Raw genomic sequence first — 17,559 nt, forward strand, 5'->3', positions numbered from 1 at the left:
CGCCGGCCGCGCCGCCGCCGGCGGGAGCCGGGGCGGTCGTCCCGCCGATGCCGCCCGGCGCGGGCGCCGTGCCGGCCGGAGCGGCCGGGGTGGTGGCCGCCGCCGAGGTCGGGGCGCCGGCCGGGGTGGTGGCCGCCGGCGGCTGGGTGGCGACGGTGTCGCCGTTGGACGCGTCGTCGTTGCAGGCGCTCAGGGAGAGCGCGCTGACGGCGGCCAGGGCGGCCACGGCCAGGGTGCGGCGGGTACTGCTGATGGGCTTCAAGATGACGTCCCCCGTTCAGGGGCCGCAGGATCGCGGCCCTTCCGAGGGAACTTTCTAGCGCAAACGGAGCGTTGTCCGCCACGGAGGGCGGGCCGAATCGACGTCGTCGTGACAAGTCTCTCGCCGCTCTGTCGCCGCTCCGTGACAAGGGATGCCGAGTCGTGATCCGCGAGGTAACGGCCGCCGGGGCGGCTCCGGCGAGTACGTGCGAGGCTGTCCGCCGTGACCGAGCAGACGACCGGACAGACCGATGGACAGGCCCCCGAACTGATGATCGCCCAGGCCGGGCGGGTGGCCGCCGAGCGCTTCCCCGACGCGCTCGCCGTCCTGCTGGCCGGCTCCGCCGCCACCGGCCGCGCCACCGCCACCAGCGACCTCGACCTCGCCGTCCTGGTCCCGGACGGCGGAGCCACCTACCGGGAGACGGTGCGGTACGAGGGCCGGCTGGTCGAGCTGTTCGTGCACACCGGGGCCGGGCTCGCCGAGCTGCGCGCCGCCGACGCCGCCTCCCGTCGGGCCGTCATCCAGAGCATGTACGCCACCGGCCTGCTGCTTTCCGACCCGCACGGCCACGGCGCCCGCGCCCGCGAGCAGGCGCTGGCCGACCTGCGCCAGGGCCCGCCCGCACTGGCCGCCGACACGGTGGAGACCATGCGGTACGGGCTCACCGACCTGCTGGACGACCTGGCGGACGCCCGCGACCCGTACGAGCGGCTGGCCGTCGCCGGCCACGTCCTCACCGCCGCCGCCGACCTGCTGTGCGACCACCGGCGGGCCTGGCTGGGCGGCGGCAAGTGGCTGCCGCGCCGGCTGCGGGAGGCGGACGGCGAGCTCGGCCCAGAGCTGCTGGCGGGTCACCGCCTGCTCTGCGAGACGGGCGCGGCGGGGCCGCTGTCCGCCGTCGCCCGCCGGGTGCTCGACCTGACGGGCGGCCCGCTGGCGGAGGGCTACCGGCGGGACTGGGGCGGGGCGATCGTCCGGACGGTCTAGCCGCCCGGAGCGGTCGGAGCAGGAAGTCGGCCCGGCCGACTTCCTGCTCCGGCTGGTCACCTGGCCGCCGCCACCGGATTGCGGCCGGGCGTCACGGCTTCTCACCTTGGGCTAGGAGCTGCGGCCCGGCAGCCGATCCCGAGGAGACCCGACCATGACCCGCTTGACCATCCCCGCCGCACTCGCGGCGCTGGTCCTCACCGCCGGTGGCACGACCGCCGGCGGCATGACCGCCGCGGCGCAGGCGCAGGCGCCGGCCGGTGCCGCCGCACCGGCCCCGGCCCGCCAGCCGTCCCCGAGGCACTTCGGGGTCCGGGGCCCCGACGTCCTCGTGCCGGCCCACGACAGCGCGATCGCCAGGGCCGAGTGCCCGGCAGGCTGGGAGCCCAGCGGGGGCGGCGGAGTGAGCGGGGAGCTGGGGATGTTCCTCAACGCCTCCTCCATCAACGGCTACCTCTGGGAGGTCAGTTACAGCAACGAGACCGGCACCCCGGCGTACGCCTCGGCGTACGTCGTCTGCAGCCAGTTGGTCCACGAGAGCTTCGACTCGCAGCGGATCTACCTGCCGCGCCACTCGCCGTGGACCGATGCCGTGACCGCGACCTGCCCCCAGGGCTACGTGCCGAGCGGGGGCGGTTTCTGGACCGACGCGGGGGACGCGCTCACGCTGGGGACGTATCCGACGTACACCGGTTGGCACACCAGGGGCGTCAGCGCCACCACCGATCCGCGGGAGCTCAGCTCGTTCGTGGTCTGTATCACCGGAGCGCCGCACGTCATCCACGCCGGCGCCGTGGTCGACCTGCCGCCGAACGGGGAGGCCATCGCCAGGGCGTTCTGCCCGGCCGGCGAGGAGGTGACCGGCGGTGGCGGCCGCGCCTCGTTCAACGGCACCGACCCCGACCATTACGCCCTCCTCATGTCGTCCTGGATCGGCTACGACGGCGGATGGGAAGTCACGGCCTACAACACCAGTGACATCGAGCACCGCAACCTCGTCGCGAACGTGATCTGCACGCCGGCCGTGCAGGTGGGGGTGCAGGGGGCGTCCTCCCGGCGGTGAGAGCCGGGCGCCGGGCCCGGTCCGGCGCCTGCCGGGCGGAGCGGGACGGCGGTACGCTGCGCCGCGGGAGTGTCGGAGTCGGGGTCGCCGGGGGTCCGGCGGCCGCGGGGGAGGGGGCGGCGCGATGAGGCACCTGATCGGGTTCCTGGTGTCCGGGGCGGGCATGATCGGCCTGCTCGTCGCCTCGAAGGGCGTGCGCGGCTGGGACAACTGGAGCCGCCGCCAGCGGATCGGCGCCGCCGTCTCCGGCGTGCTGATCCTGGTCGGCCTGATCGTCAAGGAGTAGCGGGCGGCCCGCTCCCGTGCCGCGTCAGGCCTGCTCGGCCGCCGGGCCGGTGGCGGGCAGGGCCCGGACGGAGCGGGCGATGTCGGAGCGGAGCCGGTCGAGGGCGCGCTCGGGGTCGCCGCCGGGGCCGTCGTCGGGGCCGAGGATCATGCGGCGGAGCTGGGGCATGGCGAGGCTCCAGCCGACCAGGCCGAGGGCGAGGAACAGGCGGGTGCGGGAGTCCTCGCCGCCGACCGCCCGGACCTTGTCCCGGTAGTGGCGGGTGCGGGCCTCCTCGCCGGGGACGGGCCGGTCGCCGAGTTCGAGGGCCTCCCACAGGAGCAGCCGCAGCGCCTCGGGGTGGGCGCGGTGGTGGTCGAAGAGGCGTTCGGCGTAGGCGGGCAGGTCGTCGTCGCCGGGCGGGACGGCCTCGGCGAGGTCGGCCATCAGGCGTTCGAGGACGGCGGCGAAGAGCTTGTCCTTGTCGCCGAAGTAGTCGTAGATGGCCCGCTTGTTGGCCCGGGCCTGGGCGGCGATGCGGTCGACGCGGGCGCCGGCGACGCCGTGGGCGGCGAATTCGGCGGTCGCCGCGGTGAGGATCCGCTCTTTGGTCGCCGTGGAGTCGTACGCCATGGGGCGATCGTAACGAACCGGTTCGTTGGGCGCGCGGTCGAGGTCGGTTGACGGCCGCGCGGGCGGTCTGCGACGCTCTCCACGGAAATCCGAACCATCTAGTTCGTTCGGTTGGAGTCACGCATGTCACGCACGCCCCGGACCGGGATCGATCCCCCGCCCGCACTCGCCACGACCGCCGCCACGACCGCCGCCCCGCCCGCCGGGCCGGACCGGCGGCTCCCGCTGCTGATGGCACTCGCCTGCGGCGTCGGCGTCGCCAACGTCTACTTCCCGCAGGCCCTCACCCCGCTTGTCGCCGACGCCTTCCGGATCGCCCCCGGCGCCGCCGCGAACGTCGCCACCCTCACCCAACTCGGCTACGCCGCCGGGATCTTCCTGCTCGTCCCGCTCGGCGACCGGCTGCCCCGCCGCCCGCTGGTCACCGCCCTGCTCGCCGTCACCGGCTGCGCGCTGCTGGCCGCCGGACTCGCCCCCACCACCGGCGTCCTCGCCGCCGCCGGCGCCGCGGTCGGCCTGGCCACCGTCGTCCCCCAGCTGCTGCTGCCCCTCGCGGCCGGCCTGGTCGCGCCCGACCGGCGCGGCGCCGTCATCGGCACCCTGCAGGGCGGCCTGATCGGCGGCATCCTGCTGGCCCGCACCTTCGGCGGCGTCCTCGGCGAACACCTCGGCTGGCGCGCCCCCTACCTGGCCGCCGCCGCCCTCACCGGACTGCTCGCCCTCGTCCTCGGCCTCGCCCTGCCCACCGTCCCGCCCGCCACCCGCGAGCGCTACCCGGCACTGCTCGCCGACACCCTGCGGATGCTGCGCACCGAACCCGGCCTGCGCCGCTCCGTGCTCCACCAGTCGACGCTCTTCGGCGGCTTCAGCGCCGCCTGGACGGCGCTCGCCCTGCTGCTCACCGGCCCGCGCTACGGCCTGGACGCCCAGGCGGTCGGCCTGCTCGCCCTGATCGGCGCGGCCAGCATGCTGTGCGCCCCGGCCGCCGGGCGCCTGGTCGACCGCAGCGGCCCGGACCGGGTCAACGGCCGCTGCACGGCGGCCACGCTCCTCGCCGCCGCCGTCCTCGCGGGCGGTGCGGTCGGCGGCGCGGCCGGGCTGGTGGCCCTCGCGCTCGGCCTGCTGCTGCTCGACGTGGCCGTGCAGTGCAGCCAGGTCGCCAACCAGGCCCGGATCTTCGCGCTGCGGCCGGAGGCCCGCAGCCGGCTCAACACCGCCTACATGACCTGCTCGTTCCTCGGCGGCAGCGCCGGCTCCTGGCTCGGCGTCCGCGCCTACGGCCGGCTCGGCTGGGCCGGGGTCTGCGGCCTCGTCGCCCTCGTCGCCCTCGTCGCCCTCGCCGCGGGCGCCGGCCTCGCCGCCCGCGGCCTCCGCTCCCTGTCGTCAACCACCACCTCGAAGGACCACTCATGACGTTCCCCGCCATGCCCCTCGCCGTCCTGCAGTTCTTCCGCGCCTCCCAGGAGGGCGACGCCGACGCCTGGGCGGACGCCTTCGCCGAGGACGGCGTCTTCCACGACCCGATCGGCACCGCCCCGATCACCGGGCGCACCGCGATCCGCGCGTTCATCGCCTCCGTCCTGCCGGGCTTCCGGCCGTTCCTGGGGCTGACGCCCGTCGAGGCGCACACCACCGGCCGCCACGTCGCGGTGATGTGGCGCGGCGCCGCCGTCGCGCTGGACGGCAGGCCCGTCAACTGGTCCGGCATCAACACCTACGAGTTGGACGACGCGGGCCTGATCCGGGAGGCCAAGGCGTACTTCAACCTCGGCGTCTTCCGGGCCCAGCTCGCCGACTGACCCGCCGCGCGCCGGGCGCTCCGGGGCGAGCGGCGGTCAGGGGAGCGTCAGGGTCCGGATCAGGGCAGGCCCGGAGGCGCGGATGCCCGGCGACCCCTATTGTCTGTGCGGCAGATGATCATGCCCTCAGGGGGAAGGCGAGCAGGTGTTCTGGAACAGGGCCGCGGCGGCGCGGACTTCGGACGTCGGCGTGGTGGACGGGGGCGACGTCGTCCGGCTGGACGGCGTGCGCAAGACGTACCGGCGCGGCGCCCAGGCGGTACCGGCGCTCGACGGGGTGGACCTCGGCTTCGCGCCGGGCAGCTTCACCGCGATCATGGGCCCGTCCGGCTCCGGCAAGTCGACGCTGCTGCAGTGCGCGGCCGGCCTCGACCGGGTCGACGAGGGCCGGGTGCTGCTCGACGGCGCGCCGCTGCACGAACTCTCCGAGCGGGCCCTGACCGAACTGCGGCGCGAGCACATGGGCTTCGTCTTCCAGTCCTTCAACCTGATACCGGCACTGACCGCACGCCAGAACGTCGAGCTGCCGCTGCGGTTGGCGGGAACGGCCGTCGACCCGGCGGTGATCGACCGGGGGCTGGCCGAGGTCGGCCTCGCCGAGCGCGGCGACCACCGGCCCGCCGAGCTGTCCGGCGGGCAGCAGCAGCGCGTCGCCATCGCGCGGGCCCTGGCGACCAGGCCCAAGGTCGTCTTCGCGGACGAGCCGACCGGCGCGCTCGACTCGGCGACGGCGCGCGAGGTGCTGGCGCTGCTGCGCGGTGTCGTCGAGCAGCACGGCCAGACGGTGGTCATGGTGACGCACGACCCGGTGGCCGCCTCGTACGCGCACCGGGTCGTCTTCCTCGCGGACGGCCGCGTCACGGGCGAGCTGGTCGAGCCGACCGCCGAGGGCGTGGCCCTGCGGATGGCCGCGCTGGAGCCCGGCCGGGGCGGGGCGCAGCCGTGCTGAGCCTCGCCCTGGCCACGCTGCGCCACCGTCTGACGGGCTTCGTCGGCGCGTTCCTGGCGCTCGCGCTCGGCACGACGATGATCGGCGTGATGGCGCTGACCCTGGGGGCCACCTTCGGGACGCCGCACCCGGGGCCGCAGCGGTTCCGGGCCGTCACGGGCTCGGTGGTCGCGCCGCAGGGCTTCGAGGGGCGTCCGATGACGGCGCCGGCGGTGCTGCCGCCCGAGGTGGTGGCGAAGGTGACGGCGGCGGGCGGGGCCGTGGCCGACCGCAGCTTCCCGGTGAACACCGCTGCCGGGGCGGCGACCGGGCACCCGTGGGCCTCGGCGGGCTTCGCGGGCTACCGCCTGGTGGACGGGCGGGCGCCGCAGGCCGCCGACGAGGTGGTGGTCGGGGGCGGTTCGGCGGAGTCGGTCGGGCGGCAGGTCCCGGTCGGTGCGGGTCAGTACCGGGTGGTGGGGGTGACGGACGGGCGCTGGTTCGAGAGCGCCGTCTTCTTCAGCGACGCGGAGGCGCAGCGGTTGTCGCCGGGCGTGAACGCCCTGGTCAGCGACCTGCCGGCCGGGCAGTTGTCCGCGCTGGTCGGGGATCGCGCCGTGGCGGTGCAGGGGGAGGACCTGACCCGGGTCGACCCCGACGACACCGGCGGCGCCCAGGCGTTGACCAGCGCCCAGGCCATGGCGGGCAGCACGGCCGGGCTCGCGGTGTGCGTCGCCGTCTTCGTGGTGATCGCGACCTTCGCCTTCGCCACCGAGCAGCGCCGCCGCGAGCTGGCGCTGCTGCGGCTGGTGGGCGCGGCGCCCCGGCAGGTGCGGCGGATGGTGCTCGGCGAGGCGCTGATCGTCGGGGTGGCGGCGGCGGTCGTGGGATGTGCGCTGGCGCCGCTGTGCGTGGTGCCGCTGCGGTCGTGGATGGTCGACCACGAGGTGGCGCCGTCCTGGTTCACGATTGCGTTCAACCCGCTGCCGTTGCTGGTCGCCTTCGTGATCGGGGTGGCGGCGGCGCTGGCGGGCTCGGCGGCGACGCTGGTGCGGGTCTCGCTGATCCGGCCGATCGAGGTGCTGCGGGAGAGCGCGGTCGAGCGGCGGGGGATGACGCCGGTCCGCTGGCTGCTGGGCGTGGGGATGCTGGTCGGGGCGGTGGTGACGGGGGTCGTCATCGCCCGGACGGAGCCGTACCTGGCGGCGAGTGCGCGCAAGTACCAGATGGTGCCGGTGCTGTACGTCGGGGCGGTCGCGCTGCTGGCGCCGGTGCTGCTCCGGCCGGTGACCGGGCTGCTGACCTGGCCGTTGCGGCGCTCGCGCAAGGCGGGGCCGCTGCTGGTGCGGGAGAACATCCTGACGGCGCGGCGGCGTACGGCCGCGACGGTGGCGCCGATCGTGGTCGCGGTCGGGCTGGCCGGGACGCTGCTGACGATGCAGAAGTCCGGGGACGCGGCGGTGCTGACGCGCCAGCAGCAGGAGGTGCACGCGGCGGACGTGGTCGTGCCCGGCGCGGGCGGGGCGGGGATCGACGCGCGGACGGTGGAACGGCTGGCGGCGGTGCCGGGGGTGCGGGTGACGCCGGTCGCGTCGATGAACATCCGGATCGGGAACGAGAAGGGGGAGCAGATCGACTCGTTGAGCACGTACGCGGTGCCGGCGGGGGCTCTCGGCTCCACCGTCACGCCGCCGGTGGTCGGCGGCTCGCTCGCTTCGGCGCCGGAGAACTTCCTGGTCATCGACGCGCACGCGGCCCAGTCGGACGACTTGGCAGTGGGGGACAAGGTGGTCACGCTGCTGCCCAGTGGCGAGCGGGTGCAGACGGTGATCGCGGCGGTGGTCGAGCGCGGGCTGCACGGTGATGACACGTACGTGTCGTCGGCGCTGGTCGGTTCACTGCCGTCGAGCCTGGTCTACCTGGATTCGGCGGCGGGGGCGCTCGACGACCAGCAGACGGCGGCGGTGCGGCGGGCGCTGGACGGCTCCGGGGCGAAGGTCGTCACGTACGACGCGTATCTGGAGGCCCAACGCGCGCGTGCGGCACGGCAGACGGACAACGCGGCGGTGGTGATCCTGGGCATCGCGCTGGCCTACGCGCTCATCGCGGTCGCCAACACCCTGGTCATGGCGATGGCGGGGAGGAAGCGGGAGTTCGCGCTGCTGGGCCTGGCGGGCGCGGTGCGCGGCCAGATCGTGAAGGTCGCGGCGGCGGAGTCGGCCGTGGCCGTGGTGGTCGGCACGGCCCTGGCGGCGGTGGCGACCGTGCTTGCGGCGGCAACGCAGTACGCGTCCCTGAGCGAACTCGTCCCCAGCGCCCGGACGGTCGTTCCGTGGACGCCCGTTCTGGCGACGGTCGCGCTGTGCGCCCTGGTCACCGTGGTCACGGCCTCGGGAGCGGCAGGCAGGACGACCCACCACCGGGCGATCGAAGCGGCGGGCACCCGCGAGTAGGGCCCGTCCTGGCTCTGCCGCCGGCGAATCTGCGGCGGGCAGAGAAGCGGCGTCCCGGGGCTCCGCAGCGGTGAGAGTGGACGTCGACGGCATTCCTGCCTCGACGAGACGAGGAGATCCGATGACTCCGCTCACCCCGCTGCGGCCCCGCGCCGCCGAGGGCGACACCGCGCCCTCCCCCTTCGACGACCACCTCGCCGCCCAGCTGCTGGCCCAGCGGATCGTCCTGCTCGGCACCCAGGTCGACGACGTGTCGGCCAACCGCGTCTGCGCGCAGCTGCTGCTGCTCTCGGCGGAGGACCCGCGCGGCGACATCAGCCTGTACATCAACAGCCCCGGCGGCTCGGTCAGCGCGGGCCTGGCCGTCTACGACACCATGAAGCTCATCCCCAACGACGTCTCCACCCTGGCGATGGGATTCGCCGCCAGCATGGGCCAGTTCCTGCTCACCGCGGGAGCGCCCGGCAAGCGGTTCGCGCTGCCGAACGCGCGGATCATGATGCACCAGCCCTCGGCGGGCATCGGCGGCACGGCGGCCGACATCGAGATCCAGGCGGAGAACCTGCAGTTCACCAAGCGGACGATCGAGCGGATCACCGCCGAGCACACCGGCCGGAGCGAGGAGACGATCGCCCGCGACGGCGACCGGGACCGCTGGTTCACGGCCGAGCAGGCCCGGGAGTACGGGATCGTGGACCGGGTGGTGGAGTCGGTCGCCGACATCCGCCCGGCCTCCTCGCGTCGACGGATCGGACTCTGACATGGGCTCCTACACCGTCCCGTACGTCATCGAGCGGACGCCGAGCGGCGAGCGCTCGTACGACGTCTTCAGCCGGCTGCTGAACGAGCGGATCATCTTCCTCGGCACCGAGATCGACGACGGCTTCGCCAACGTCGTCATCGCGCAGCTCCTGCACCTGGAGTCGGAGAACCCCGAGCGTGAGATCTCGATCTACCTCAACTCGCCCGGCGGATCCTTCACTTCCCTCATGGCGATCTACGACACGATGACCTTCGTGCAGTCGCCGATCTCCACGTTCTGCGTCGGCCAGGCGGCCTCGACGGCGGCGGTGCTGCTGGCCGGGGGCGATCCCGGGCGGCGGTTCGTGCTCCAGCACGCGCGGGTGCTGCTCGGCCAGCCGGCCAGCGGCGGGCGGCAGGGGACGGTGTCCGACCTGAGCCTCGCCGCCAAGGAGGTGGTCCGGATCCGGGCGCAGGTGGAGGAGGTGCTGTCCCGGCACACGCGGCACGACGTGGCGACGCTGCGGGCCGACATGAACCGGGACATGGTGCTCACCGCCGAGGAGGCCGTGGCGTACGGGCTCGCGGACGAGGTGCTGAGCCGGCGGGCCCTGTTCACCTGATCGGACAGCGGGTCAGGCGACGAGGCAGAGCCCGTCGTGGCGTGCCGTGGGCGCCGTGCGGCGGCGAACCGTCTCGTACCGGGTCAGCTCCTGCTGGGCGAGCGAGAGCAGGTCGCCGAGGCCGAGTCCGAGGGCCCGGGCGGCGGCCGCGAGGACCTCGGAGGAGGCCTCCTTGAGCCCGCGCTCCAGCTCGGACAGGTACGGCATCGAGATCCGGGCGGCCTCCGCGACGTCCTTCAACGTGCGCTCCTGGGCGAGCCGTTCGCGCCGCAGCGCGTCGCCGACGAGGTCGCGCCACAGGGGTTCCCTCGGCGACGGGGGTGCCTGGGGAACCCCGGCCGGGCGCGGCGGGGTCTGCGGGCGCAGCGGGATGACGCGGGCTTCTTTCGGCGCAGGCGCTTGAGTGCTCACCCCTTCAGATTCAGGGATGGGGGACGCCGGGGGAAGGCACCGGCGTTCTGCCCTGGGTGAAGTCTGCCCGGGCCGTCGTGATCCTGGTTCGCCCAGGAGGCAACCGCACACCCGTTCCCTGACGTTTTCACTGGTGTGAAGCTCACCGGCACCCCGTTCTTCGTCCTCGCGCTCCTCCTCGTCCCGCTCTCCGTGGGGCTCCTGATGTACCTGTGGAACCGGGTGCGGGGGCCGCGCGCCGCGCGCTTCGGCGTGCGGTTGCTCATGGTCGCGTTCACCCAGTTCACGGCCGTGACGCTGGTGTTCGTGATGGTCAACAACGACAACCAGCTGTACGGCAGCTGGGACGACCTGCTGGGCACGGGCAGCCATGTGCGCGCCGTGCCCGTCCCGCCGCCGACGGACGCGACGGCGGCGGCGAACGCGCCCGACCAGCCCAAGGTGGTCCAGCAGTTCACGTCCGTCGACGACAACGCCGTGCCGAAGGACGTGAAGCGGACCGAGCTGAAGGGGCGGGTCTCCGGCGTGGACGGCGAGGTGCTGGTCTGGACGCCGCCGCAGTACGACGATCCGGCGTACAAGGACAAGAAGTTCCCGGTGGTCGAGCTGCTGGTGGGCTTCCCCGGCTCGTCGAGCGCCTGGTTCGGCAGCATGAACGTCTCCAAGCAGCTGGCGCCGCTGATGAAGTCGGGGCAGGTCGCGCCGTTCATCCTGGTCTCCCCGCGGGTGGTGCTGCTCGGCTCGCACGTCGACACCGGTTGCGCGGACGTGCCGGGCAAGGTCAACGCCGAGACCTGGCTGGCCCGCGACGTGACGCAGATGGTGCTCGACAACTTCCGCGCCGAGCCGGGCGCCGACCACTGGGCGGTGGCCGGCTACTCGGCGGGCGGGCACTGCGCGATGCGGCTCGCGGTGGGGCACCCGAACCGGTACCACGCGGGTGTCAGCATGTCCGGCTACAACGACCCGATGGGCGAGTCGGACTCGCTGACCGCCAAGGACGCGCACCTGCGCGACGTGTCCAACCCCCTGCACATGCTCCAGCAGGCGCAGACGCCGCCGCCCGTCGCGCTGTACGTGACGGGGAAGAAGGGCGACGGCTTCGAGGACGCGCTGGCGCTGCAGAAGGCGGCGAAGGCGCCCACGGCCGTGACCCCGGTCGAGGTCAACGGCCCGCACCTGACGTCCACCTGGGAGCCGCTGGTGCCGTCCGTGTTCACCTGGCTGACCCAGACGGTCGGCAAGACGGGCTGAGCGGGTGCGGCGCCACCGGTCAGCGGTGGCGCCGCACCACTGGCGCGCTACGGCAGGGCGGCGTGCTCGGCCCGGCTGGCGGCGAGGCGCTGCGTGGCGAGCGTGCGGGCCCGGTCGGGATCGTTCCCGGTGATGCGGGCGAGGATGGCCGCGAGCGGCCTGATCCGGCCCGAGCTGCCCCAATGGCCCTCGGGGATCTCGGTGGGGAACACCCAGACCCGGCCGGGGTCGCGCGGCCAGGTGCCGTCCTCGGCGTCCAGGATCGCCTCGGTGACGTCGGCGATGACGCCGGCCCGGGTCTGCTCGGCGAACTGCCCCTCGGGCACGGAGGGGACGACCCGGTAGCGGGGCGCGTCGGCGGGCTCGCCGCCGACGTAGACGGCGGCGGGGCGGTGCAGGAACACCCAGGACACGGACCGGACGGTCGGGTCGGCGGGGTCGAAGCCCTCGTGGCGGATCAGGATCTCGGTGATGCGGTTGAGCAGCGCCGCCTCGGCCCGGGGCTGGAGCGCGCCGTCCGGGATGTACACGTCGAGCATCGGCATGGCTTGGTCTCCCAACTGACTTTTGTTTCTCAACTCAGGTCGCGGCCGAGCCTGCCCGTGCTGGGTTGAGATTGTCAACCCAGCGGGCGCGGGCTCGGTATCATCGGGGGCATGGCAGACCAGGCAGACCTCACGGAGGCGCGGGAGCAGCGCCGGATCGACCCGTCGAACTGCTCGATGGCGCGCGCCCTGTCCGTGGTCGGCGAGCGCTGGTCGCTGCTGATCGTGCGCGAGGCCGTCGACGGCGTCAGCCGCTTCGGCGACTTCCGGGCGCGGCTGGGGATCGCCAGCAACCTGCTCTCCACCCGGCTCGACGGCCTCGTGGCGGCGGGCGTCCTGCGGCGCGTCCCCTACCAGGAGCCCGGCGACCGCCAGCGCTTCGAGTACCGGCTCACCGAGAAGGGCCGGGACCTGCGCCCGACCCTGATGGCCCTGCTGGCCTGGGGCGACAAGTACCTCGCGGACGAGCAGGGCCCGCCGGTCGTCGTCCGGCACCGGGTCGCCGACCAAGCGCACGGCTGCGACGAGCCGGTCTCGCTCGTCCTGGAGTGCGCCGCCGGGCACACCCACCTGCCGACCGACGAGGTCTACCGGGCACCGGGGCCGGGCGCCCGCTTCCTGTGACCGCCCCGGGCCTGTGACCGCCCCGGGCCGGCGGGTCGGCTACCGGGCGGACGGCCGCTCGTAGCGGCTGAGCCACACGGGCGGCGCCTCGCCCCACTGCCCCGGGGCGTCGCCCCGGTGCGAGAACCCCTGTCCCTCGTAGTAGGCGCGCAGCGCGGGGTTGTGCGCCACGCAGTCCAGCCGCAGCGCGTCGGCCCCGTGCCGCGCGGCCCGCTCCCCGGCCCAGTCGAGGATCAGGCCGCCCAGGCCCCTCGCCCGCCGGCGCACGGCCAGCCGGTGCACGTAGCCGGCCTCGCCGCCGAGGTCCGTCCACAGGGCGTCGGACCAGTTCAGGGTGACCGTCCCGGAGAGCTCGCCGCCGACGCTCACCAGCCAGGTCTCGCCGCGCGCGATGTCACCGGCCACCCAGGCGGGGTCGAAGCGGGTCGGCCACTGGGTGGTGATGCCGCGCGCGTGCAGCCAGCCGCCCGCCTCGTCGAGGACGCCCAGCACCTCGTCGATCCGCTCGCCGGTCGCGGGCCGGAACGACACCGGGTCGCCGGCCCACTCGATCGCACTGCCCATCGTTCCCCACCACCTCCGCTACCCCGGCGTGAGGGCCGAGACGAGATCCCCCGCCGTCCAGCGTTCCAGCTCCTCGCCCGCCGCGTCCACCGGCCCCGGGTAGAGCCGGTACAGCGTGCCGGCCGCCTTCTCCGGTGCCGGGACATCCCCGTTCACCAGGGCGACGAAGGCGCGGCGCCCGGCGAGCAGGTCGGTGAGGGGGCCGGCGACGGCGCCGTCCGGGTCGCGCAGGGCCCGCAGCCGGGCCGCGAACTCCTCGACGGTCTCCGCCGCGCCGCGCCGCCAGCGCCGTGCGCCGTCCGCGCCGCGCACCGCGACCTCGTCCGTGCAGGCCGCGGCCCGGGCGCAGGCGACGTCCCACAGGGTGGCGCGGTTCTCGGGGGAGAAGTGGGCGAGCACGTCCCGGCTGAGCGCGCCGACCTCGGCCTGGTGCCGGTAGACGCTGTGGAAGCCGCCGTCCGCGCCGGTGTTGAGGTCCGTCCAGGTGTAGCGGCGGTCCGCCAGGTCGACGATCATCGGCACCGACACCTTGGCGTCCCCCTGCAGGTCGAGCCGCTGGCGCACCGCCCTCGGGTGGTAGTGCCGGCCGCCGGCGGGCGTCGCGCCGAGGTCCAGGAAGCCGGCGAACGCCTCGTCCAGGTCCTCGAAGGGGACGTCGTTGTAGCTGAAGACGATCACCACGGCGTACCGGGCGCCGCCCCGCTCCAGCCGGTCGAGGTCCAGGTCGACGAACTCCGTCGCCCCGTCCGGGGGCGGCGCCGTCGTGAAGTCCCCCGAGTGGACGGCCGCGCGCTCGCCGTGCACCAGGTTGGTGTAGTCGCACAGCCCGTGGAAGTTCCACCGCGCGTCGTACAGCGCGACCGACAGGTCGAGGTCCACCCGCAGGTGCTCCGGCTGCATCCAGTGCACGAACAGCCGCAGCCGGTCCCCGGGCGGCAGCGGCTGCCGGCTGCCGCGCGGCACGGACACCAGCGTCTTGGCCGCCGCCCGTTCGGCGAACGGCGCGACCAGGTCCACCAGGCCCTCGTCCAGCAGCGCCAGCTCGTACCGCTCGCCGCCCGCGGCGCCGCGGCGCAGCAGCTCGGCCTCGATCAACGCGCAGACGGGGTCGCTGAGTTCGGCCGGGACGACGGTGCCGTGGTCCTCCTTGGCGTGCGCCAGCGAGACCGTGCCGCGCGGGAAGTACAGCCGCCGCTCGCCCGCCGAACGGGCTCCGCGCAGCCGCCCGTACGCGCCGAGCAGCGGGCCCGGGGCGACCCGGGCGAGCGCGGCCGCGACCGTCTCCGCCAGGCCGTCCGGCAGCGGGGCGCCCGGTGCGGTGGCGGCGTGCACCCGCAGCACGTGGTGCAGCCGGCGGACCAGCTCGCCCGGGCGCGCGGCCAGCACGCGCACCGCGCCCGCCGCGTCCCCGGCGGCGAGCCGGGTCTCCACCCGCCCGGCGAAGCCCGTGAAGCCCAGCCGGGTGTGCTCCCCGGCCTCGACCACCCGCAGCGGTGCGGGCGGGTCGGCGAACTCCCGGCCCACCTCGTGGGTGCGCAGGTCCGTCTCGCGCAGCAGCACGAACGCGGCCGTCACCCGGGGGAAGCGGCTCCGGTGCTCGTACGGGTGCAGCAGCTCGCCCGCGCGCAGCCAGGCCGAGCGGTGGCGGCGCAGGTCCTCGAACAGGGTGGCCTGCGGCAGCGCCTCCAGGATCTCCAGCAGGCCCCGGCGCAGCGGCCGGGGGACGTTGCGCAGCCGCAGCCGGCGGGCGGTGGCGGGCAGCAGGTCGGGTTCGGCGCCGGACCACGACCACAGCAGCCGCAGCACGTCGGTGGCGGTGTCGATCCGCTCGGCGAGGACGGGCAGGGCGCCCGCGCCGTCGCGCCGCAGCAGGGCGGCGAGCACGGCGGCCTTGGTCTCGCGCAGCGGGATCCGCTCGGGCAGCCGCTGCGGCAGGTCGGCGGGGGCGTGCGCGAGCAGGGCGGCCAGGTCGTCGCGGTCCTGCGGGGAGAGCGGGGTGCGGCGGGCCAGCAGGCGGTGGAACTCGGCCATGGCGGCGGCCAGTTGGCTCGCCGAGACGAGGCGCAGCGGGCGCAGGGCCTGGTCGAGGCCGGACACCTCGGCGGCCTTGCGGCCGGCCGAGCTGTCCTCGCCGAGGTAGGTGCCGGCGCTCAGGCCGGTGCCGCACAGCGGGCACCGGGCGCCCCGGCCCTGCGCCTCCAGGCCGTCCAGGCAGGGCGCGCACAGCAGGTGCGCGCACGGGGCGAGCGCGCCGATCCCGGCCTCGGTGCTGCGCCGGCCGCAGTGCGCGCAGGTCTGGCGGGGCTGGTTGAGCAGCAGCGCCCGGATCCGGCGGCTGTAGAGGACGTGCGCGTGGTCCGGCACGGCGTCCGGGAAGCGGCGGAACAGCGGCAGGTGCTCGCGGTCCGCGCCGAGCAGGTGGTCGATCCGGGCGAGCAGCCCGTCGCCCAGCTCGGCCAGCCGGATCGGCGCCAACCGGGCCAGGGTGGCGCGCAGTTGGGTCGTCAGCAGGTATCCGCGCCCCACCAGGTCGGCGTCCAGGGCGACCAGGCCCCGGGTGCTCCACGGGTCGGCGGCGGGCAGCAGTTCCTCGGGGTCGACGGCGACGACGCCGCGCCGGCGGAGGAGGAACGAACCGAGATCGAGATCGACGCGGGCGTCGAAAGGAGGAGCCGTGATGGCTCGGGGCATGCGGTGAGATCCCCCCACGGAGGCGGAAAGGAGAAACAGGCGGAGAGGGGGCGCGCTACTGGGTTTTCGAGGAAGGGTGAGAAGGAAGCGCGCCGCGGAGCCGCCTGTTCGGCCACCGTAGCGGAAGCGTCCGCGGCTGCCCACCGAATTATTCTCGGGGCGTCAGGCCGTGGGATCCCAGAGGCCGGTGGCCTCGCCGCGGGCCAGGTGGTCGGCGTAGACGGCGGTCTTCCACGCGATCAGCGAGCGGCACTCCTCCAGTGCCCGGATCTGCTCGTCGACGCGCCGCCGGTGGGCGTCGAGCAGCCGCAGGCGCTCGGCTTCGTTGCCCGGGCCCTGCCGCACCAGCCCGGCGAAGCGGCGCAGGTCCGCGAGCGGCATCCCGGACTCGCGCAGCCGCACGCAGATCCCCAGCCACTCGACGTCCAGCGGGCGGTAGCGCCGCCGCCCGCCCGCGTCGCGGTCGACCGGGCCGACGAGCAGGCCCTCGCGCTCGTAGAAGCGCAGCGCGTCGATGCTCAGCCCGGTCCGCCGGGCGACCTCCCCGATGCCGAGGCCCGTGCCTGTCATGGGGTCAGCCTAGGCCGGGGCGCGGCGGGGTTGATCTGGACCGCACTCCAGCTCCTAGCGTCCCCGGCATGACCGATCGCACCGACCGCACCGACCGCACCGCCCAACAGCCGCTCGGCTCGCCGTTCACCGCCGCGAGCACCGCCCGGGACGTCCTGGCCGGCCTCGACCTCTCCGGCCGGACGGCCGTGGTGACCGGCGGATCCTCCGGCCTCGGCCTGGAGACCGTCCGGGCCCTCGCGGCCGCCGGGGCCCGCGTCCTCGTGCCCGCCCGCCGCCCCGATGTCGTGTGCGCCGAGGGGGTCGAGGTGCTGCCGATGGACCTCACCGACCCCGGCAGCGTGCGCGCCGCCGCCGCCCGGATCCGGGCGGGCGCCGACCGGCTCGACCTCCTGATCGCCGCGGCCGGCGTCATGGCCACCCCGGAACGGCACGTCGGGCCGGGCTGGGAGAGCCAGTTCGCGGCCAACTACCTCGGGCACTTCCTGCTGACCTGCGAGCTGTACCCGCTGCTGGCCGCGGCGGGCGGCGCGGGCGGCGCGCGCGTGGTGGCGTACAGCTCCGCCGGGCACGCGCTGACCGGCATTCGCCGGCACGACCCGCACTTCCGCACCGGCTACGACAGGTGGCTGGCGTACGGGCAGTCCAAGACCGCGAACGCGCTGTTCGCCGTCCACCTCGACACCCTCGGACGGGCCGATGGCGTCCGCGCGTTCTCGCTCCACCCGGGAAAGATCATCACCGGGCTGCAGCGCGAGCTGACCAGGCGCGAGCAGGTCGAGCTGGGCTGGGTGGACGAGCACGGCGCCGTGATCGGCGCCGGCTTCAAGACCCCCGCCCAGGGCGCCGCCACCGGCCTCTGGGCGGCGACCTCCCCGCTCCTGGCCGGGCGGGGCGGTTGCTACCTGGAGGACTGCGACATCGCTCCCCTCGTCGCCCCCGGCACCCCGATGGACGCCGGCGGCGTCCGCCCCCACGCCGTGGACCCCGCCGAGGCCACCCACCTGTGGTCCGTCTCCCTCGCCGCCACCGGCGCCACCCCACCCGGCCGGACGCCCTGACCCCGCGCGCAGGAAGTCGACCCGGCCGACTTCCTGCGCAGCAGGCCCGGCCGTCCGCCGCAGGCTCTTGGTGTCCTGGCGG

At 75.1% G+C, this 17,559-nt stretch carries 18 protein-coding genes and 1 pseudogene; 12 read left to right on the forward strand and 7 right to left on the reverse strand.

Going from position 1 to position 17,559, the window contains the following annotated elements; translation table 11 throughout:
- Window positions 1–262 (reverse strand): annotated as a pseudogene (locus VM95_RS13945) (hypothetical protein); the annotation flags it as partial.
- 222 nt (window positions 263–484) lie between these two features.
- On the opposite strand from VM95_RS13945, the gene VM95_RS13950 reads away from it, so the two are divergent.
- The 3 genes from VM95_RS13950 to VM95_RS42555 all read left to right on the forward strand — a co-directional run bounded on the left by VM95_RS13950 (window position 485) and on the right by VM95_RS42555 (window position 2,601).
- Window positions 485–1,252 carry a nucleotidyltransferase domain-containing protein gene (locus VM95_RS13950; RefSeq protein WP_244178761.1) on the forward strand — a complete coding sequence of 256 codons (768 nt, stop codon included), beginning with the start codon at window positions 485–487 and terminating at the stop codon, window positions 1,250–1,252.
- Between the two features lie 154 nt (window positions 1,253–1,406).
- Window positions 1,407–2,315: a hypothetical protein gene (locus VM95_RS13955; RefSeq protein ID WP_045696292.1), complete on the forward strand. Its 909-nt coding sequence runs from the start codon at window positions 1,407–1,409 to the stop codon at window positions 2,313–2,315.
- 124 nt (window positions 2,316–2,439) lie between these two features.
- A complete protein-coding gene (locus tag VM95_RS42555; RefSeq protein ID WP_157882098.1) occupies window positions 2,440–2,601 on the forward strand; it encodes a hypothetical protein in 162 nt (53 codons plus the stop codon).
- 24 nt (window positions 2,602–2,625) lie between these two features.
- Here the strand turns inward: VM95_RS42555 and VM95_RS13960 are convergent, their stop codons facing one another.
- A complete protein-coding gene (locus VM95_RS13960) occupies window positions 2,626–3,213 on the reverse strand; it encodes a TetR/AcrR family transcriptional regulator (protein ID WP_045696295.1) in 588 nt (195 codons plus the stop codon).
- Window positions 3,214–3,336: 123 nt separating this feature from the next.
- Between VM95_RS13960 and VM95_RS13965 the strand changes: the two genes are divergently transcribed.
- The 6 genes from VM95_RS13965 (at window position 3,337) to VM95_RS13990 (ending at window position 9,757) form a co-directional block, all read left to right on the forward strand.
- Window positions 3,337–4,626 carry an MFS transporter gene (locus tag VM95_RS13965; protein WP_045696298.1) on the forward strand — a complete coding sequence of 430 codons (1,290 nt, stop codon included), beginning with the start codon at window positions 3,337–3,339 and terminating at the stop codon, window positions 4,624–4,626.
- Complete coding sequence (locus tag VM95_RS13970) at window positions 4,623–5,012, forward strand: nuclear transport factor 2 family protein (RefSeq protein ID WP_045696301.1); 390 nt, start codon at window positions 4,623–4,625, stop codon at window positions 5,010–5,012. The genes VM95_RS13965 and VM95_RS13970 overlap by 4 nt, the downstream gene beginning before the upstream one ends.
- A gap of 145 nt (window positions 5,013–5,157) precedes the next feature.
- A complete protein-coding gene (locus tag VM95_RS13975; protein WP_425265305.1) occupies window positions 5,158–5,961 on the forward strand; it encodes an ABC transporter ATP-binding protein in 804 nt (267 codons plus the stop codon).
- Window positions 5,955–8,393, forward strand: a complete 2,439-nt coding sequence (locus tag VM95_RS13980) for an FtsX-like permease family protein (protein ID WP_052707361.1) — start codon at window positions 5,955–5,957, stop codon at window positions 8,391–8,393. The genes VM95_RS13975 and VM95_RS13980 overlap by 7 nt, the downstream gene beginning before the upstream one ends.
- A gap of 121 nt (window positions 8,394–8,514) precedes the next feature.
- Entirely contained in the window at window positions 8,515–9,153 is a 639-nt protein-coding gene (locus tag VM95_RS13985) for an ATP-dependent Clp protease proteolytic subunit (protein ID WP_045696303.1), read from the forward strand.
- Window position 9,154: 1 nt separating this feature from the next.
- A complete protein-coding gene (locus tag VM95_RS13990) occupies window positions 9,155–9,757 on the forward strand; it encodes a ClpP family protease (protein ID WP_045696306.1) in 603 nt (200 codons plus the stop codon).
- A gap of 12 nt (window positions 9,758–9,769) precedes the next feature.
- On the opposite strand, the gene VM95_RS13995 is transcribed toward VM95_RS13990, so the two are convergent.
- On the reverse strand, window positions 9,770–10,168 hold the full coding sequence (locus VM95_RS13995; RefSeq protein ID WP_045696308.1) for a helix-turn-helix domain-containing protein: 399 nt from the start codon (window positions 10,166–10,168) through the stop codon (window positions 9,770–9,772).
- A gap of 135 nt (window positions 10,169–10,303) precedes the next feature.
- Between VM95_RS13995 and VM95_RS14000 the strand changes: the two genes are divergently transcribed.
- Window positions 10,304–11,422, forward strand: a complete 1,119-nt coding sequence (locus tag VM95_RS14000; RefSeq protein ID WP_045696310.1) for an alpha/beta hydrolase — start codon at window positions 10,304–10,306, stop codon at window positions 11,420–11,422.
- A gap of 47 nt (window positions 11,423–11,469) precedes the next feature.
- Here VM95_RS14000 and VM95_RS14005 read toward each other — a convergent pair whose 3' ends face one another.
- The gene (locus VM95_RS14005; protein ID WP_045696311.1) at window positions 11,470–11,967 is read right to left on the reverse strand and encodes a tautomerase family protein; all 498 of its coding nucleotides are present in this window, start codon (window positions 11,965–11,967) and stop codon (window positions 11,470–11,472) included.
- 111 nt (window positions 11,968–12,078) lie between these two features.
- Here VM95_RS14005 and VM95_RS14010 point away from each other — a divergent pair, with 111 nt between their 5' ends.
- Window positions 12,079–12,591 (forward strand): winged helix-turn-helix transcriptional regulator, encoded by a 513-nt coding sequence (locus VM95_RS14010; RefSeq protein ID WP_045696312.1) that lies wholly within the window; start codon window positions 12,079–12,081, stop codon window positions 12,589–12,591.
- Window positions 12,592–12,630: 39 nt separating this feature from the next.
- On the opposite strand, the gene VM95_RS14015 is transcribed toward VM95_RS14010, so the two are convergent.
- The 3 genes from VM95_RS14015 to VM95_RS14025 all read right to left on the reverse strand — a co-directional run bounded on the left by VM95_RS14015 (window position 12,631) and on the right by VM95_RS14025 (window position 16,416).
- A complete protein-coding gene (locus VM95_RS14015; protein WP_045696315.1) occupies window positions 12,631–13,155 on the reverse strand; it encodes a GNAT family N-acetyltransferase in 525 nt (174 codons plus the stop codon).
- Between the two features lie 18 nt (window positions 13,156–13,173).
- Window positions 13,174–15,846: an MXAN_6230/SCO0854 family RING domain-containing protein gene (locus VM95_RS14020; RefSeq protein WP_045696317.1), complete on the reverse strand. Its 2,673-nt coding sequence runs from the start codon at window positions 15,844–15,846 to the stop codon at window positions 13,174–13,176.
- Between the two features lie 162 nt (window positions 15,847–16,008).
- Window positions 16,009–16,416, reverse strand: coding sequence for a MerR family transcriptional regulator (locus VM95_RS14025; RefSeq protein WP_045696320.1), 408 nt, complete (start codon window positions 16,414–16,416; stop codon window positions 16,009–16,011).
- A gap of 68 nt (window positions 16,417–16,484) precedes the next feature.
- Between VM95_RS14025 and VM95_RS14030 the strand changes: the two genes are divergently transcribed.
- Window positions 16,485–17,477: an oxidoreductase gene (locus VM95_RS14030; RefSeq protein ID WP_045696322.1), complete on the forward strand. Its 993-nt coding sequence runs from the start codon at window positions 16,485–16,487 to the stop codon at window positions 17,475–17,477.
- Window positions 17,478–17,559 lie beyond the last annotated feature (82 nt).

Source organism: Streptomyces rubellomurinus (assembly GCF_000961885.1).
GTDB lineage: Bacteria > Actinomycetota > Actinomycetes > Streptomycetales > Streptomycetaceae > Kitasatospora > Kitasatospora rubellomurina.

Bases quoted from the DNA above. Each gene is read 5' to 3' on its own strand.
- VM95_RS13955 (WP_045696292.1), top strand. From the start codon at position 1,407: ATGACCCGCTTGACCATCCCCGCCGCACTCGCGGCGCTGGTCCTCACC.
- VM95_RS42555 (WP_157882098.1), top strand. From the start codon at position 2,440: ATGAGGCACCTGATCGGGTTCCTGGTGTCCGGGGCGGGCATGATCGGC.
- VM95_RS13960 (WP_045696295.1), bottom strand. From the start codon at position 3,213: ATGGCGTACGACTCCACGGCGACCAAAGAGCGGATCCTCACCGCGGCG.
- VM95_RS13965 (WP_045696298.1), top strand. From the start codon at position 3,337: ATGTCACGCACGCCCCGGACCGGGATCGATCCCCCGCCCGCACTCGCC.
- VM95_RS13970 (WP_045696301.1), top strand. From the start codon at position 4,623: ATGACGTTCCCCGCCATGCCCCTCGCCGTCCTGCAGTTCTTCCGCGCC.
- VM95_RS13985 (WP_045696303.1), top strand. From the start codon at position 8,515: ATGACTCCGCTCACCCCGCTGCGGCCCCGCGCCGCCGAGGGCGACACC.
- VM95_RS13990 (WP_045696306.1), top strand. From the start codon at position 9,155: ATGGGCTCCTACACCGTCCCGTACGTCATCGAGCGGACGCCGAGCGGC.
- VM95_RS14005 (WP_045696311.1), bottom strand. From the start codon at position 11,967: ATGCCGATGCTCGACGTGTACATCCCGGACGGCGCGCTCCAGCCCCGG.
- VM95_RS14010 (WP_045696312.1), top strand. From the start codon at position 12,079: ATGGCAGACCAGGCAGACCTCACGGAGGCGCGGGAGCAGCGCCGGATC.
- VM95_RS14015 (WP_045696315.1), bottom strand. From the start codon at position 13,155: ATGGGCAGTGCGATCGAGTGGGCCGGCGACCCGGTGTCGTTCCGGCCC.
- VM95_RS14020 (WP_045696317.1), bottom strand. From the start codon at position 15,846: ATGCCCCGAGCCATCACGGCTCCTCCTTTCGACGCCCGCGTCGATCTC.
- VM95_RS14025 (WP_045696320.1), bottom strand. From the start codon at position 16,416: ATGACAGGCACGGGCCTCGGCATCGGGGAGGTCGCCCGGCGGACCGGG.
- VM95_RS14030 (WP_045696322.1), top strand. From the start codon at position 16,485: ATGACCGATCGCACCGACCGCACCGACCGCACCGCCCAACAGCCGCTC.